Below are 16,375 nucleotides of genomic sequence, written 5' to 3'. Positions count from 1 at the left end.
GGCTGGTAAATACCGTATCGAACACCGCCCAGCTCACGGCCATCACCATCAGAAATGCCGTGGCAAGGATGGCCACCGTCTGATAGCTGGTCTCGTCAGCGCTCCTGACGGCGATACTGCACAAGGGTGACGTCCACCGTGACCGACAGCGCCTCCAGTGCCGCGGCCCGTGCGCGCCCTTCTGCAGACGCCCGGTACAGATGAGGTGTCATGGCCAGCAGATCGGCAATGCCCTGAGCGGTGTCGATCTTGCAGGTAAAGCGCACCGTATCAAGGGCATGATGTACAAACCCGTGCGGCACCTCATCCCGCGGCGGCCTGTCAGGCTTGAGCGTCGGGTAGATGACCTCCCGCAACTCCCGCAGGTGATCCGGACCGGCCTCGACCTTGATCAGCGTGCCGCCGGGCTTCAGTACCCGTTCAAACTCCGCCATCATCGGAAATCCGAACATGCACAGCACCACGTCAACAGAGGCCGGCTGCACCGGCAAATTGGCGTTGCTGCCGACCACCCAGGCCATGGTATCGCCACTGTCCTGCTTCGCAGCCGCCATGACCGCCCACTTGGAAATGTCCAGTCCCAACAGGGAAAGCGCCTGCCCGGCCGGCGCCTGAGCGGCCAGTTCACGCAGGTAGTAGCCTTCACCGCACCCGGCATCCAGGCAGGTCAGCGGCCCTTCCACCGGATTCAATGCCATGACCAGGCGGCTGACCGCCGCGGCAATCGGGGCGTAGTGCCCCGCCGCCAGAAACCGCTGACGCGCCGCGACCATGGGCTTGCTGTCGCCCGGGTCCGCCGAGCGCTTGTTTTGTACCGGCAGCAGGTTCACATACCCCTGCCGCGCAATATCGAACCCGTGCCCGTGTTCACAGCGCCAGCTGCTGCCTTCCTGCGTGAGCCTGCGACCATCAATCGGGCAGGCCAGTCGTTCAAAGGGGGTACTCATCATCGCAGCACCTTCTGAAGGTATCCGGGTCGTGTCATGCGGAAGACATCCTTAATGCATTTCATCAGGCTCGAGCGAGCCGTTGTCGCGCCATCGTGCTACAGACCGGCCGGAATGCAAAGCACCACCCCGTTCCGGGCGTCCTTCTCGACCTTTCCACCCGAAGACATTGACTTGCTCCCCAATGAGCGCACTATACATCCATGCACCATCCATATGGATGGTTAAAACAACTCATGGGCGTGCGCTCCCGGCCAGCCCATCACCCAGGTACTCACATGAGCGTCCATGAACTGCGCCGCAAAACCGGCGAATCAAGCGAGAAGATCACCATCAATCTGGGGGTGGTGGATCTTGGCCAGATTGATCTGCTCGTTCAGGAAGGCTTTTATTCCAACCGCACCGATCTCATCCGCACCGCCATCCGCAACCAGCTGGCCACTCATGCCGAGGTCGTCAGGGACACCGTAAGCCGCAAGGCCTTCGTCCTGGGGCTTGAGCACTACAGCCGCGCTGATCTGGAGGCCCTGCAGGCCGCGGGTGAAACCCTTCAGATTCAGGTACTGGGCATGGCCAGCATCGCCAGTGATGTCTCCCCGGAGCTGGCACTCGCCACCATCGAATCGGTAGTGGTACTGGGTGCCCTGCATGCCAGTGCCACCGTCAAGTCCGCCCTTGCCGACCGCATCCACTGAGTCTGTGAACAGAGGTAGTAAAATGATCAACCCCGCGATGACACAGCGAATGGAAGAAGCCACACGGCTTACCCGGGCCGGACGACTCAAGGAAGCCATGTCCCTGCTCCAGGGTGCGATGCCTGACGCAAGCCACGATGAAACCGCCTCGACGAGAGCAGCCGACGAGGCCTGGAAGGGCCAGACCCTCGACGGTGACTGGCAGGTCGTGGGGGAGGAATCAGGCCCCCAAGGGGAGTTCACCCGCGATGACACTCATGCCGCCCGAGCGTGGCGCACCTACAGGGACGCCACGGCCTCAGCGACGCAGGCCAAACAGGCCCCCACCGATGTACTGCCGGGCACGTTTACCTCCGGGCACTTTACTCACCCGGCCGGCACGCGAGAGTACAAACTTTATATTCCAGAGGGAGGTGAGGGTCAGACGCTGCCTCTGGTGGTCATGCTGCATGGCTGCACCCAGGGGCCTGATGACTTCGCCATCGGCACCGCCATGAACCACCTGGCCGAGGCGCAGCCCTGCTGCGTGCTGTATCCGGCTCAGCCGATGAGCGCCAATCACTCAAGGTGCTGGAACTGGTTCAGGGCCGAAGACCAGCAGCGCGAGGGCGGCGAGCCGGCGATCCTTGCCGGCATGATCCGCCAGCTCATCGCCACTCATGAACTGGATGCCCGCCGGGTCTACGTGGCCGGCCTCTCGGCCGGGGGGGCCATGGCGACTACGCTGGCCATGACCTATCCGGAGCTGTTCGCCGCCGTGGGCGTGCATTCCGGCCTGCCTCATGGCGTAGCCCGGGGCCTGCCTGATGCCATGGCACTAATGCAGGGCGGAACCGGCGGCGGCAGTGCACGCGCCAGATCCTGGGCCTCGGCAGTACCTGCCATCATCTTCCACGGGGATCGGGATACCACCGTGCATCCCGCCAATGCAGACCGGATCGCTGCTCAGTACGCCATCACCCATCAGCAGACCCGCGTTACCGTGGAACAGGGCCAGGTCAAACACGGCCACGCCTATACGCGGACCCTTCATCATGACGCGACAGGCACGCCCTGCCTGGAACAGTGGCAGATACAGGGTGCCGGTCATGCCTGGTCAGGAGGCAGTAACAAAGGCAGCTATACCGATCCCAAGGGCCCCGACGCCTCCCGGGAAATGCTGCGCTTTTTCTCCCATCACTCCAGGGGCTGAAGAAGGGCCTGGCTGCTGCGCGGGTGCACGCCTCGCGCGGCAAGGCTACAGTAGCGGCTTCACACTCCTGACAAGCAGGCTTTTCCAATGCACACCCTCAACCCTGACAAGCTTTACCATAGCAAATGGACCGCGACCCGCCCGGAGCACAAGGAAAAGCACTTCATGGTGACCCGACTGGTGCGCGATGAGGAAGACAACGTGGTCGACGTCATTCTGGAAGCCGTGCTTACCCGCCGGGAGTTCACTCTGCCCTGGCAGGCACTGAAGGACGATGACGTCTGGAAAATGGGGTGGCAGTAAGCGCCGAGGGATTCCCCCTTCGAACGCCGCATGGACAGATCGGTGGAGACGCTATAGTGAAGTAGTGCACCAGCGTACGCTGCCTCGATTCCAGCCCAGGATGCCGCTCATGACTCACCTTCGTTACCTGCTTGCAACCACTGCCGCCGCTTCGTGCCTGCTGCTTGCCCCCGACGCGCTTGAAGCACGCGTCACGGCATTTGATATTTCATCCACCACACCGATGTACGATGGGCGCCGCTTTGGCAAGGCCGGCCATATAGAGCGCATCGAAGGTATTGCCCATTTTGCCGTCGCACCGGACGATGAGCGCGTAGCCCATATTGATGGGCTGGACAGGGCACCGACCAATGCCGATGGCGAGGTGGAATTCAGTACCGAGGTCGTCATCCTGAGACCCACCGGCCAGGGCTCGGGCGTGCTGTTTTACGACGTACCGAACCGGGGGCGCAACCTGAGTCTGGCCCTTTTGAACCTTGCCGGTGTCGATGATGACCACTTCAGCGTGGATGACCCAGGCGACGGCTTTCAGATGCGTCAGGGCCACACCCTGGTCTGGAGCGGCTGGCAGGCCGGGCTGGACGATGACATGCTGACACTCGACATCCCCGCACTGGACGGCGTCACCGGCCCCTCCCGTGACGAGTTCATCTTCGATGACACCGAGACCGTCCATCGAGAACGGCTGAGCTACCCGGCTGCCAGTCTCGATCCGAAAGACGCCACCCTGACGGTACGCCCCACGCCCGAGGCGCCGCGTGAAACACCGGACGGGCTTTCGTTTCGCTACCTGGACGAGCAGACCATCGACATCACGCGGCCAGCGGGTCAGGACGCCGGTGCCATTTACGAATTCGTCTATCCCGCCACGGGAGCACGGCCCGCCGGGCTTGCGTTTGTCGCAACAAGTGACCTTGTCTCGTTTCTGCGCGGCAACCCGGGCCATGATGCCTCCTCCCCCATTCATCACATTGACCATACCATCGGGCTGGGTATTTCCCAGTCAGGTCGCTTCCTGCGCGATTTCATTTATCAGGGGTTCAACGCCGACGCACAGGGCCGACAGGTGTTCGATGGGGCCATGGCGCACATCGCCGGTTCGCGCAAGACCTTTACCAACGACCGGTTCGCCCAGCCCGGCCGTTTTTCCCGCCAGCACGAGGACCATGACTTTCCGGGCGACCAGTTCCCGTTCAGCTATGCCGACACCACGGACCCGCTGACCGGCCGGACCGGCAGCCTGCTGACAGCCTGCAGGGCGACCGACACCTGCCCGAAACTGATGCATACCGATACCTCCACCGAATTCTGGCAGGGCCGGGCATCACTGGTATCCACCTCCCCGTGGGGTGCTCCGCTGACGATGCCGGACAATGTGCGGCTGTATTTTCTCGCCGGCATGCCACACTTCAATACCTGGGGCACCACCCCCCAGGACAAGGCGCCCTGCACCTACCCGACCAACCCGCTGAGCCCGGCCCCCACCATGCGCGCACTGGCTTCCGCCATGCAGGCCTGGGTAACAGAAGATACGGCCCCGCCTGCGAGCGCCTATCCTGGACTTGAACCCGGCACGCTGATTGACCCCGCCGTGCTGCACCTTCCTCGCGTGCAGGGCACCGTGCCGACACCCCCCGTCAACGCCCTGCACGTGATGGATTACCGCACCACACCACCGGCAGCCGGTGCGGCCTACCCGGTGAGGGTGCCCAATGTAGATGCCGATGGCCTGCCGCAGGGCGGCGTGCAGTCACCCTACGTGGCAGTGCCTGTCGGCACCTACTGGGGCTGGAACCTGCGTGACGAAGGCGTGGCGGCCGGGGATTTGTGCAGCCTGAACGGCAGCTACCTGCCCTTTCCGGCCGCCCCTGTCGAAACCGACAGCCGCCGCCCCCTCGATACTCGCTATAAAAACCGGGATGATTATCTGGATGCACTACGCCAGGCGGCGAACGCACAGGTCATGGCCGGGCTGATGCTGCCGGAGGATGTGAGCCTTGTGGTCGAGGATGCCCCCGCCTTCCCCACCCACCGGCACTGACTGCACGGGCACAATGGCGGGACAACGGCATGACCGTCCGGCCGCGATGCGAGGCCTGAGCCCCGCACTGCGGCCCTCGCCCTGTCAGGGCGCGTCAGCATCACCCCGCGTAATGTCCTGCTGGCTGATCACCATGACATTGCGCGGCCACCAGTCGGGATGATGATCCCGGATGAATGCCAGCATTCGCTCCCGGATATTTGCCTCGGCACGCCACCCGGAAATGGGGTCGGATGCCATCAGAAAGCAGGTCAGGGTCTGCGCCGAGATGGTCTGTGCGGTCACACTGCACAGCAGCTTGTGATGCTCGATCACATCGTCTTCTTCCTGAGCAAACTCCAGGAACTTCTCGCGCAATACGGCAATATCGGCATTCAGGTGCACGTTCAGCTCCATGCTTCGATATTCCCGGGTATTACCGGCCGACAGATTTTCGAAGGCCTTGGACGCAAAGTAGGTTACCGGCACGATCAGCAGCCGCTCATTCCATACCCGCAGACGAATATAGGTATAGAAAATGCCTTCCACGTAACACCACTGCCCTTCAAACATCACCAGATCACCAATGCGTACCGGCTTTGCCAGCGATAGCTGAAACGAGGACAGGATGTTACCGAGCACGGCCTGACCGGCAACCCCCACCAGCACCGCCAGTACACTGGCTGACGCCAGAATCGACATCCCGAGGGTCTCGAACAGCTTCACCTGACTCAGCACATAGATCGTGACCGAAATCACCAGAACAAGAATGATCACCCGCCGCAGGGCGTACAGCGTGGTCAGCAGCTTGCGGTCATCCCGGGGCTTGGCATCATCGATCTGCCCGACCATGTGCCGGGTCAGGTGCAGCATGAAGGTATCCACCAGCGTCAGCGCGATGGCCCCCGCGCTCCAGGCCATCACCGTAATCAGCGCAACACGCAGCGTGGTGGCAAAGATCGCCGAGAAGGACACCACATACTCGATCAGCATCTGGGTGACGAGGGCCACCACGATCATGGCTACCGGGCCCTGAATCTGAATGACAAAAATACTGGGCGAACCGGAAGGCAGCCATCGGGCCATGAACCCGATCAGCGCATGAACGGCCTTGCCGATCAGCCACAGCATCAGCAGTACCAGCGGAATGGCGAACCACTCCCACAGCTTCAGGACGCCCATGGGAGTCTTGAGGCGGTCAGGGATGTAATGCTCGAACCGGGAGGGGCCGTACCGATCATACAGGGCCGGAATGGCCCGCACGCTCTCCGGGGTAATCATCCAGACCGGCTCGTGATCGCTGATCCGGTAACGCCCGAGCCGAATGTCATAGGCATCGCTGCCGACCTCCATCGAGACCAGCTCGATATCCCGGCGCGGCTCCCCGGCCCGGGAATCCTTGCCGGAGGCATCCTCGATCACGGCGTCACGCCGCCCTGACAGGCTCGAGATATTGAGCCACTTGCCACGCCGAAAGACCTCGGACAGCTTGCGGGCCAGCATGGCACCGCGCTCACGCTGCTCCGTCGGACTCAGATCGGTCAGATTGAGTATGTGCGCGGCGCCCTCGAAATCGCCCTTGTCGGTCAGTTCGGTAAAACTGCGCATCGCTTCGCGGGGCGTACGCAGCATGGCCTCATCCATTTCACCCGGCAGCCCGGTATTCATCGACTCGGTGCTGTACCAGAGCCCTTCCTGATTTTTTGTCTCCTCCGCCTGAGCCACTCCCAGCCCCAGACCGATCGACAACACGACCGCTACCATCACCCGCCATCCCTGCCAGGACTGTTTCATCGTCATGCCTGCATTACCGTTCCGTGAGCCATGCATGAGGGTTACCCACCTGCACGATGAACATGCGACTGCCGGCGGCAGCCGCGCTATAGCGCCAAGCGTGCATTGTAAGGGCGCGGCTGATCCCCGCGCCATAACATGATGCCCCGCCACCGGCACGGCATGAAGAAACCCATGCAGCACGGCCCCACCTCAGCCAGGCTGAACAGAGCCATGACAGCATGTTCGTCACCGCCCATTCATACCGAACGGCGCCGCCCATCGCGGCCCGGGCCACAGGAGCGCTCATGACCCACCCCACCCAGCAAACCCGCAAGGCCCTGTATGAACAGGCCCGGCACCACAATATTGAAGGGCGCTCATCGATGAGCAGGGACGAACTGGCCGCCGCGCTGGTACGTGCAACACACAAGGAGGCCAAGCCGGTGGTGGCGACACGCATCGAGACCTTCCGACGGCTGGCCAGCGCCGTGGCGGCCGGCGAATTCGTGCTGCGCCCCCGCAGCCTGACCGGCCATCAACGGCGGCTGCACCTGCGCCAGACGCTGCGCGAAGACCACCAGACCCGCATTGCCTCTGCCTCAGAGGAAGCCGTGGTCAAGTTCGACAAGCTATCCGACTCCCTGTTTTCGTTCTTCCGCGGCACGGCACTTTTGTTCTACCGGGACATGGCCGGCGATGACGCCTGGATGCCCACGGTGCTGGCGCTGGGCGATGTACACCCGGAGAACTTCGGCGTCATGCCCAACATGAACAACGTGCCCATCTTCTCGGTCAATGATTTCGATGAAGCCTACTACGCCCCCTTCACCTGGGACCTGAAGCGCGGCGCGACCGGTTTCATGATCGCCGCCGAGACGGAGGGAAAGCTTGAACGCACGCACCAGATCAAGGTGGTGCGCCAGTTCATCAAGGGCTATATCGAAGCCATGGAGCGGCTGGCACGCGAAGGCACCGAACAGGATGAGGAAATGCGGTTCGACAACGCCCCGAAGTTGATTCGCGGGCTGTTCAAGGATGCCCATGAAGCGCGGGCCGACTGGCTGATGGATGATTACCTCACCGAGGACAAAAGCGGCTTTCGCTCCACCGATAAACTGGTGCCGATCTCATCACGGCGTGACGACTTCCAGGCCATTACCGACCGGCTGATCAAGGATAATGGCATCGAGATACCGACACGCACCGAGGGCATGCGGGTGAAGGATGTTGCCATACGCCGCGGCCAGGGGACCGCCTCGCTGGGGCTTAACCGCTATTACGTGCTGATCGAAGGCCCCGAGCGTGACGGCACCGATGACGTCATTATCGAATACAAGCAGGCCCGGCGTTCTGCCCTTTCCGGGCTGGTGCCACCCTCCGCCTACGAGATGGACTCCAAAGCCGAGCGCATCAGCCATGCCCAGCAGGTGCACCTGGTGCGCGGGGATGTATTTTACGGCCATGTCGAATTCGATGGCCTGAGCTACATGTCCCGCGAGCGCGCCCCGTTTCGCGACGATATCGACCTGGATGACCTCTCGAAGCGCGACTGGAAGAAATACGCCCGCATCTGCGGCCGCGTGCTGGCTCAGGTACATGCCCTCTCGGACGAATCCGGCAGGATCGACTACGACGTTGAACCCGCCATCATCAACGCCATCGGGCCCCGGGCACTGTTCATTGCCGACATGGTGGAATTCGCCCTTGAGGCCGCCGACCGCGTCCGCCAAGACCATGCCATGTTTCGCGAAGACCATGCACGAGGCGCCTTTACGCAGCTTGATATCGTACATCGATAGTTCAATAGCCTCGCCCTGAAAGGATAAATCCGGCGTTTTCAGGGCATGGGGCGCATCAGCCAAGCAGCAAGGAGTGATCGATGGGAATGAACCGGGTGGCGGACTCAATGAGCGAGTCCGCCGTAAACCGGGGCACGCCATACACCTCGACGCACTTGCCGTGGACATCACGAAGCCGTTGCGCCAGCAGGTCAAAATCGCCATCGCCGGAGACCAGCACGATCACATCGGCCTGCGCGGCGAACTCGATGGCGTCGAGCGTGATGCCGACATCCCAGTCGCCCTTGGCCGAGCCATCCGCGCGCTGAATGAACGGCTTGAGCCGAACGTCAAACCCGATCGAGCGCAGGATGGCCTGAAACTCGCGCTGCCGGGTATCGCCCTTGTCAATGGCGTAACACCGCGCCGCCAGCACCTCCCGACCGGCCGTGGACCGTGCCCACAACCTGCGATAATTGACATGTTTGCCGTAGGCCTCACGGGCGGTGTAATACACGTTCTGGGTATCGACGAACATGGCAACGCGGGTCATGGCAAGCTGACTCCCCTGCAGGCATGAACGCGCTCACTGAAGACGAGCGCAATGTGCGGCTCATGATACTCCGCGATCAGGGCCGACCCAATAACACACCCAGTGATAGAGCCAGAGTGCAACGCATGATCCGAGCCGAACCGGCCACTTTCCAGCCACGTTGAATCATGTTTGCCGCAGATTAAAGCATGAGCAGAATGCAGGAGGCGTATCTATCGATAGTGACGCACGTGATCAATCAGGGCGCGGAGTTTTGGTGTCACCGTATGTCGGCCTGGATAGTAGAGAAAGAATCCGGCAAACGGCGGCAACCAGTCATCGAGCATCGTGACCAGCTCGCCGCGTTCGATATAAGGCAAAAACGTCTCTTCCATGCCAAACGTGATGCCACCGTCAGCAAGCGCCACACGGATCATTAACTGCATGTCATTGGTGGTCATCTGTGGCTCGACTGCCACCGCAAGCGCGCGCTGATCACGCTCAAACTCCCACCGATAAGGAGCCGTTTCGGGTGAGGCGCGCCAGCCAATGCAGCGATGCCCCGTCAGTTCCCGGGGGTGTTGCGGCATATCATGGCCCGCAAGGTAGCCAGGTGAAGCAACAGCCACCTGACGCTGTTCGCCCGTCAGGGGGATGGCGATCATGTCCTGCTCGATAACCTCTCCCAGCCTGATACCGGCATCGAAACCGGCTGCGACAATATCGAATACCTCATCCGTCACGGTGACATCCAGCGTAATATCCGGATGTTTCTCAATAAAGGCCGTGATCAGCGGGCCCGACAAGAACCGCTCCGCGATCGATGTGGTCGTCACCCTTAAAAGCCCGCTGGGCGACGCCGGCGTATCCCGCGTCGCCTCCAGCACCGCAGTGATCTCGGTCAGCGTGTCAGAGAGTGCGCCCAGTAACTGCTCTCCCTCTTCGGTCAGCCGTACACTCCGCGTCGTACGATTGAAAAGTGGTCTACCCAACGCATGCTCAAGTCGTCCAATAGACTGACTGACCGCAGAACGCGTCACCCCCAATCCATCGGCCGCGGCGCGAAAGTTGCCTGCCCGGGCCACGGCAACAAATATCGTCAACAGGTTGAGATCCATATCGATTGGCAAGCCTCACTAACCATTGCGTATAGCCATCAGCATATTCTAATTGACAGGCCAGCACCTTACCCTGTGATGCACCGGCATGGCATATCACACGCCGTCATCACGGAGAGTACCATGAGCATTATCGGCAAAATCGTTTTAATCACCGGCGCCAGCAGTGGCATCGGGGAAGGCATCGCCCGCGAGCTGGCAGCGGCCGGGGCATACGTTCTACTGGGTGCCCGTCGCACCGACAGGCTGGAGCAGATCGCAGGTGAGATTCGTGAGGCGGGCGGTATCGTCGAGGTACGGCCTCTGGATGTGACCAACAGACAGGCGATGGTCGAGTTTGCACAACGTGCGATGGACCTATGGGGTCGCATCGATGTACTGATCAATAATGCTGGTGTCATGCCACTGTCTCCGCTCTCGGCAGGAAAGCTGGACGAGTGGGCATGCATGGTCGATGTGAACATCATGGGTGTTTTATGGGGCATCGGCGCAGTACTGCCCGTCATGGAATCCCAACGGGAAGGACAGATCATCAATATCGGCTCCATCGGCGCGCTGGCAGTCACTCCCACAGCAGCCGTTTACTGCGCCACCAAATTCGCAGTCCGAGCGATTTCGGACGGACTGCGACAGGAAACCTCCAATGTTCGCGTCACCTGTGTCAATCCAGGTGTCGTGGAGAGCGATCTGGCCTCAACCATTACCCACGACGAGACCGCAGCTGCCATCAACGATTACCGCGCCATCGCACTGCAGCCGGTCGATATTGCCCGGGCCATCCGCCAGCTCATTGATGCTCCGGCCAGCGTCGATACCACCGAAATCACCCTGCGCCCAACGGCCTCTGCCAATTGACCAGTCCGTCATCAAGCCTTCCCCCTTTATCCCACACAAATAGCCACCCGGAGGTGGCCTTTTGTGTGTCTACTTCTACGCCCGCCTGGAACGTAGTGCGAAGCGTCATCGAGGCACTGCACGGGGTGGCGTGGAGGAAACCGGCGTAAAGGCCATAGCAGATTGTAATAACGCTGATCGAACAGGTTCTCGACGTCCAGCGTCATGCTGTTGGTCTGGCCCGCCGGGCCGGATACCGTATAGACATGTCTCCGGGCGCGTACTCAAACCACTGGCCCCGGCCCCTTTATATAAGTCATACTTCATCAAACTTTGGATCGGCCACGCTGATGCCGTGACCCATGTGTTGCTGCTGCGCTTCCATCGCTCGCCGATCCCTGACTTCATGTTCAAGGCTGAACCCCGTTGTTCAGTGGAATCTGTCGGGCGGAGCACACGCGTTCATGGCCGGGATACATACGCCAACGGAACTTCAACAGGCGATCAGCGCCTGTCGGGGGTCGTTTATCGCCGTGGGGATCTTCAGCATGTTCATCAACGTGCTGATGCTGGTACCGCCCCTTTACATGCTGCAGATCTATGACCGGGTCATCAGCACCCGAAGCATCGATACGCTCCTGATGCTGACGCTGATCGTGGTCTTCTTTTTCCTGGTGATGGGCGGACTGGAACTGGTGCGCTCCAGGCTGATGGTTCGGGTGGGCAATCGGCTTGATACCCTGCTCAGTGAACGGCTCTACAGCGCCATGTTTCACAAAAGCCTCTCGTCACCTGCCGGACAGACCGCTCAACCCCTGACCGACCTCACCACACTGCGCCAGTTTCTGACCGGCAATGCCCCCTTTGCCTTTTTTGATGCGCCCTGGATCCCGATCTATATCGGGGTGCTGTTCCTGTTCCATGCCTGGCTCGGGGTCTTTGCCATCGCAGCCGGGCTGGTACTGCTGGGCCTGGCGCTTGCCAACGAATGGGCCACCCGCACCCTGCTCACCCGCGCCGGCAGCGATCAGATCACCTCACAGCAACTAGCCACCGCCAACCTGGCCAACGCCGAAGTTGTCCATGCCATGGGCATTCTGCCCGGCCTTCGGGCGCGCTGGGCCAGACATCATCACCAGTACCTGCTGAAACAGTCTCGCGCCAGTGACCGCGCCGGGGCATTGATCAATGCCTCGAAGGTCATGCGCCTGCTGTGCCAGTCGATGATTCTGGGGCTTGGCGCCCTGCTGGCCATTGAAGGCGAGCTGAGCCCGGGAATGATGATTGCCGGTTCGATTCTGATGGGGCGCGCCCTGGCACCGATCGATCAGATGATGGCAGCCTGGAAGGGATTCATTGGTGCCCGCTCGGCCCATGAACGGTTGCAGACCCTGTTCAGGGAGACCTCCGCCGAGCAGCCCCGCATGGCTCTGCCCACCCCGACAGGCAACCTGCATCTTGAAAACATCTCCGCCGCACCTCCCGGCGCCCGCAAGACCACCCTGCGCGGCATCACCCTGTCAGTGGCACGGGGCGAGCACATCGGTATCATCGGCCCCAGCGCCTCGGGCAAATCAACCCTGGCACGGGTAGCACTCGGCCTGTGGCCGACGCAGACCGGCAAGGTGCGCCTTGATGGTGCCGATATCACCCAATGGGACCGGGAAGCCCTCGGGCCCAGCATCGGTTACCTGCCTCAGGATATCGAGCTGTTTGATGGCACCATCAGCGACAACATCGCCCGCTTTGGCGATGTTGACCCTGCTGCCGTGGTCGAGGCGGCAAGGTGGGCTGGCGTACACGAAATGATCCTGCAACAGCCCGACGGCTACGACACCTGGATTTCCTCCAGCCGCGGGGTGCTTTCCGGCGGGCAGCGTCAGCGGATCGGGCTGGCGCGCGCCCTGTACGGCAAGCCGGTTCTGGTGGTTCTGGATGAACCGAACTCCAACCTGGATGACAGTGGCGAGAAGGCGCTGGCCGCCACCCTGGAACGGCTCAGGGCAGAGCAGATCACACTGCTGGTCATCTCCCATCGCCATCACCTGCTCGCCCATGTCGACAAGCTACTGGTGCTCAAGGACGGCAGAATGGGGATGTTCGGCCCGCGTGACGAGGTCATCGGCCACTTCAAGCGCCAGCGGCAACCCGCCCCCGAAGCAGCGCCTACCAGGGTGCAGGCATCCGCCATGCATGCTCACCCCACCGCGCGGGGCAGCCAGTCATGACGCATGTTGCCGGTACGCCGGATACCTCCCGAGATACGCTGCCCACCAGCAGTCGCCGCGTGTGCCTGGCCGGGCTGATTATCATCCTGGTGGCCTTTGGTGTCTTCGGCACCTGGGCGGTACTGGCCAACCTGTCCGTGGCCGTGATCGCCAGTGGCACGGTCTCGGTGGACTCGTTCAAGAAGACCATCCAGCACCTTGAGGGGGGCATTGTCTCCGACATCCGGGTCGATGATGGGGATCACGTTACCCGCGGCGATACGCTGATTGTTCTGGATAACACCCAGTCCACCAGCCGGCTGGCCATTGAGCGCACCACCTTCTTCGTGGCCCGCGCCCAGGAAACCCGCCTGCTGGCCGAGCAGAACGGAGCCGACCGGCTTGAATTCCCCCCTGACCTGGTAGACGAGGCAGCAGGCCATGCCCGCCTTGAACAGGGGCTTTCGGTGCAGCAACGCCTGTTTGATTCCCGGCGGCACTCGCTGCAAGGCGAAATCGGCGCACTCAACGAACAGATTCAGCAGTACCGGGAGCAGATCACGGGACTGAAACAGATGACGGCCATCAACCAGCGCCGGTCCCGCTCGCTGAGCGCCGAGGCGGACGACTACCGCTCCCTGTTCAAGGAAGGGCTCGGGAATAATCAGCGCATTCGCGAGCTGGATCGGCAGATTCTGGAACTTCAATCAAACAGTGCCCAGGCCCGCGCCGAAATGGCCCAGCTTGGCTCGCGCATCAGCGAAAACCGGGCACGCATCGAAACCCGACGCCAGGACTATCAGCAGAACGTCAGCGAGCAGCTCCGCGAGGCCCAGTCCCGGGGCAGCGATGCCCGCCAGCGCATGATCGCCCTGGATGATCAGGTGCGCCGTACCGACATCCGAGCACCGGTATCGGGCACGGTGGTGGGCCTTGACGTGCGCACCCTGGGCGCGGTCATTACCCCCGGCCAGCCCCTCATGAGCATCGTGCCGGACACCGACGGCTTTTTCATTGATGCCCGGGTGCCGGTGCAGGACATCGACAACGTGTACGCCGGCCAGCATGCCGACATTCGGTTCAGTGCCTTCAACCAGCACCGCGCTCCCATCATCGATGGCCGGGTGGATCACGTTTCAGCCGACAGCTTCAGGGATGAAGCAACCGGTGCCCATTATTACCGGGCCCGCATCCGGGTCTCGTCGGCAGGCAAGGGCCAGATGACCGACAGCATGCAGCTGCTGTCCGGCATGCCGGCCGAAGTCATGATCAAAACGGGCCGGAAGACCCTGTTCGAGTACCTGAGCCAACCGGTCACCGACATGCTGCACCGCGCCGTGCGACAGGACTGACCTGATCATGATGCCCCTGCGCCGCTGCTCGTTTTCGCTGATGCTGCTGTTGCCCCTTCTGCCAGGCCTGCTGCCCCCCGCCGTGGCAGATACCTTCATGGCCGCGCTGGATACGACCTTACCTGAGCACTCGCCACAGGCACCGCCCACACGACAGCCCGCCCCAGGCCAGCCGCCCGTTCAGACCCTGAAGATGGCTGACGAGGCCACGGTGCCCTCACTGCCGGCCCTTCTTGCCCGGGCACTCGCTTACGACGCCGGCCTTGAAAGCCAGCGCCTTCGCGCAAGAGCGCAGGGCAAGGAGGTGCCCAAGGCCTGGGCGGCGCTACTTCCCCGGCTGGATGTGACCTATGCCCGCAGCTACACCGACAGCGACAATTACTATTCCGAGGGTGGATCCGTCTCCTGCAGCAACAACCCCCGGACCGGCGCCCTGATCGGGGGCGAGGATCTGGAGATGCGTTGCCGAGGCTATTCTGCCGACACGCGCCGCCAGCTTACGCTGAGCCAGACGCTTTTCTCCCTTGAGCAGTTTCGTCAGGTTCAAAAGGCCGATGCTCAGCGCGACGCTGCCGTACTGCAGGTGGCGGTAGCAGAGCGCGACCTCGCCCTAGAGACCGCCGAGGCATACATGAATGCCCTGTTTGCCTCGCGCCACATTGCCCTGCTGGATGGCAAGCGCACCGCCCTGACCCTGCAGGTCACGCAGGCGCAGCGCGCCTATGAGCTGGGCATCGGGGACCGCATTGACCTGCTCGCAGCCCGTGCACGGCGAGATCAGTCCGAGGCAGACCGTGTCGCAGCCCGCAACGACTACGACGATGCCCTCTCCACCCTGACCCGGCTGACCGGCACCACTCCGGACTTCACCCGGTTTTCACTGAACGCACTGACCGACGTGGAATTTGCCGATGCCCCGGCACTCGCGACCCTCACCCCGCTGATCGCTGACAACCCGGAAGTGCGGCTGGCCCAGCTTCAGGGCAGGATCGCCGCCGCCGAACATGATGTACGCCAGGCCGGGTATGCCCCGGACGTATCGCTGTCACTGTCCTGGTCCGATCAGAACAGCGACGACCCCTACCAGGACCGGACCGACCGCCGCGTAGCCCTTCAGGCGCAGATGAATCTCTTTCAGGGCGGCTACACTCTGGCCGATACGCGCCAGGGGGAGCTGCTCGCCCGGGCCAGCCGGTTTGAGGCCCAGGACGCTCGCCGCCGGGCGCTGGAACAACTGACTACCCGGCATCGCCGCATCAGCAGCGATATCTCGCGCCTGAAGGCGCTCAGGCGCGCCATTTATTCCAGCACGCTGTATCTGGACGCCGCCGACAAGGGCGCCGCGCTGGGATTGAGGGATCTGGTGGATGTGCTTGATGCACGCGCCGAGGTCTTTCAGCAGCGCATTCACTTCATGGAGGCGTTCCGCCAGCTGGTAATGGACCACCTGCACCTGCAGGCAGCCATGGGCCGGCTGAATACCCGGGCACTCGGTGAGGTCATGGTATTGATCGGTGACGTCGTCGAGGCGCCACGGAAGTGAACTGCCCGCCCTGCGCAAGGTGCCTCGGCAGGCATGAAAAAGGCCCATCCAGGATGGGCCTTGTCAATCACACGCCAT

The 16,375-nt window shown here is 62.1% G+C and carries 13 protein-coding genes; 9 read left to right on the top strand and 4 right to left on the bottom strand.

Annotated elements, in window-relative coordinates:
* Positions 1-95: 95 nt before the first annotated feature.
* Positions 96-950 carry a putative RNA methyltransferase gene (locus NAT21_RS04205; protein WP_250935955.1) on the bottom strand — a complete coding sequence of 285 codons (855 nt, stop codon included), beginning with the start codon at positions 948-950 and terminating at the stop codon, positions 96-98.
* A gap of 275 nt (positions 951-1,225) precedes the next feature.
* Between NAT21_RS04205 and NAT21_RS04200 the strand changes: the two genes are divergently transcribed.
* The 4 genes from NAT21_RS04200 to NAT21_RS04185 all read left to right on the top strand — a co-directional run bounded on the left by NAT21_RS04200 (position 1,226) and on the right by NAT21_RS04185 (position 5,178).
* Positions 1,226-1,642, top strand: coding sequence for a CopG family transcriptional regulator (locus NAT21_RS04200; RefSeq protein ID WP_250935954.1), 417 nt, complete (start codon positions 1,226-1,228; stop codon positions 1,640-1,642).
* A gap of 37 nt (positions 1,643-1,679) precedes the next feature.
* Positions 1,680-2,834 carry an extracellular catalytic domain type 1 short-chain-length polyhydroxyalkanoate depolymerase gene (locus tag NAT21_RS04195; protein ID WP_350355153.1) on the top strand — a complete coding sequence of 385 codons (1,155 nt, stop codon included), beginning with the start codon at positions 1,680-1,682 and terminating at the stop codon, positions 2,832-2,834.
* 87 nt (positions 2,835-2,921) lie between these two features.
* Positions 2,922-3,137 carry a TIGR02450 family Trp-rich protein gene (locus NAT21_RS04190; protein WP_250935952.1) on the top strand — a complete coding sequence of 72 codons (216 nt, stop codon included), beginning with the start codon at positions 2,922-2,924 and terminating at the stop codon, positions 3,135-3,137.
* Positions 3,138-3,246: 109 nt separating this feature from the next.
* Positions 3,247-5,178: an alpha/beta hydrolase domain-containing protein gene (locus tag NAT21_RS04185; protein ID WP_250935951.1), complete on the top strand. Its 1,932-nt coding sequence runs from the start codon at positions 3,247-3,249 to the stop codon at positions 5,176-5,178.
* Between the two features lie 84 nt (positions 5,179-5,262).
* Here NAT21_RS04185 and NAT21_RS04180 read toward each other — a convergent pair whose 3' ends face one another.
* Positions 5,263-6,957, bottom strand: coding sequence for a mechanosensitive ion channel family protein (locus NAT21_RS04180; protein ID WP_250935950.1), 1,695 nt, complete (start codon positions 6,955-6,957; stop codon positions 5,263-5,265).
* Positions 6,958-7,238: 281 nt separating this feature from the next.
* On the opposite strand from NAT21_RS04180, the gene NAT21_RS04175 reads away from it, so the two are divergent.
* Entirely contained in the window at positions 7,239-8,732 is a 1,494-nt protein-coding gene (locus NAT21_RS04175) for a DUF2252 domain-containing protein (protein ID WP_250935949.1), read from the top strand.
* 55 nt (positions 8,733-8,787) lie between these two features.
* Here NAT21_RS04175 and NAT21_RS04170 read toward each other — a convergent pair whose 3' ends face one another.
* Both NAT21_RS04170 and NAT21_RS04165 read right to left on the bottom strand, forming a co-directional pair.
* Positions 8,788-9,264 carry an NYN domain-containing protein gene (locus NAT21_RS04170; RefSeq protein ID WP_250935948.1) on the bottom strand — a complete coding sequence of 159 codons (477 nt, stop codon included), beginning with the start codon at positions 9,262-9,264 and terminating at the stop codon, positions 8,788-8,790.
* Positions 9,265-9,476: 212 nt separating this feature from the next.
* Positions 9,477-10,373: a LysR family transcriptional regulator gene (locus tag NAT21_RS04165; RefSeq protein WP_250935947.1), complete on the bottom strand. Its 897-nt coding sequence runs from the start codon at positions 10,371-10,373 to the stop codon at positions 9,477-9,479.
* Positions 10,374-10,484: 111 nt separating this feature from the next.
* Here NAT21_RS04165 and NAT21_RS04160 point away from each other — a divergent pair, with 111 nt between their 5' ends.
* From NAT21_RS04160 to NAT21_RS04145, 4 genes are all read left to right on the top strand, one after another.
* On the top strand, positions 10,485-11,216 hold the full coding sequence (locus NAT21_RS04160; protein ID WP_250935945.1) for an SDR family oxidoreductase: 732 nt from the start codon (positions 10,485-10,487) through the stop codon (positions 11,214-11,216).
* A gap of 443 nt (positions 11,217-11,659) precedes the next feature.
* The gene (locus NAT21_RS04155; RefSeq protein WP_250935943.1) at positions 11,660-13,423 is read left to right on the top strand and encodes a type I secretion system permease/ATPase; all 1,764 of its coding nucleotides are present in this window, start codon (positions 11,660-11,662) and stop codon (positions 13,421-13,423) included.
* A complete protein-coding gene (locus NAT21_RS04150) occupies positions 13,420-14,754 on the top strand; it encodes an HlyD family type I secretion periplasmic adaptor subunit (protein WP_250935940.1) in 1,335 nt (444 codons plus the stop codon). Before NAT21_RS04155 ends, NAT21_RS04150 begins: the two co-directional genes overlap by 4 nt.
* Before the next feature lie 7 nt (positions 14,755-14,761).
* A complete protein-coding gene (locus tag NAT21_RS04145; RefSeq protein ID WP_250935938.1) occupies positions 14,762-16,297 on the top strand; it encodes a TolC family protein in 1,536 nt (511 codons plus the stop codon).
* Positions 16,298-16,375: the final 78 nt, after the last annotated feature.

It is taken from the genome of Larsenimonas rhizosphaerae (assembly GCF_023700005.1).
Classification (GTDB): domain Bacteria; phylum Pseudomonadota; class Gammaproteobacteria; order Pseudomonadales; family Halomonadaceae; genus Larsenimonas; species Larsenimonas rhizosphaerae.
Note: the sequence above shows the minus strand (reverse complement) of the source record. Positions and strands in the feature narration are given on the sequence as shown.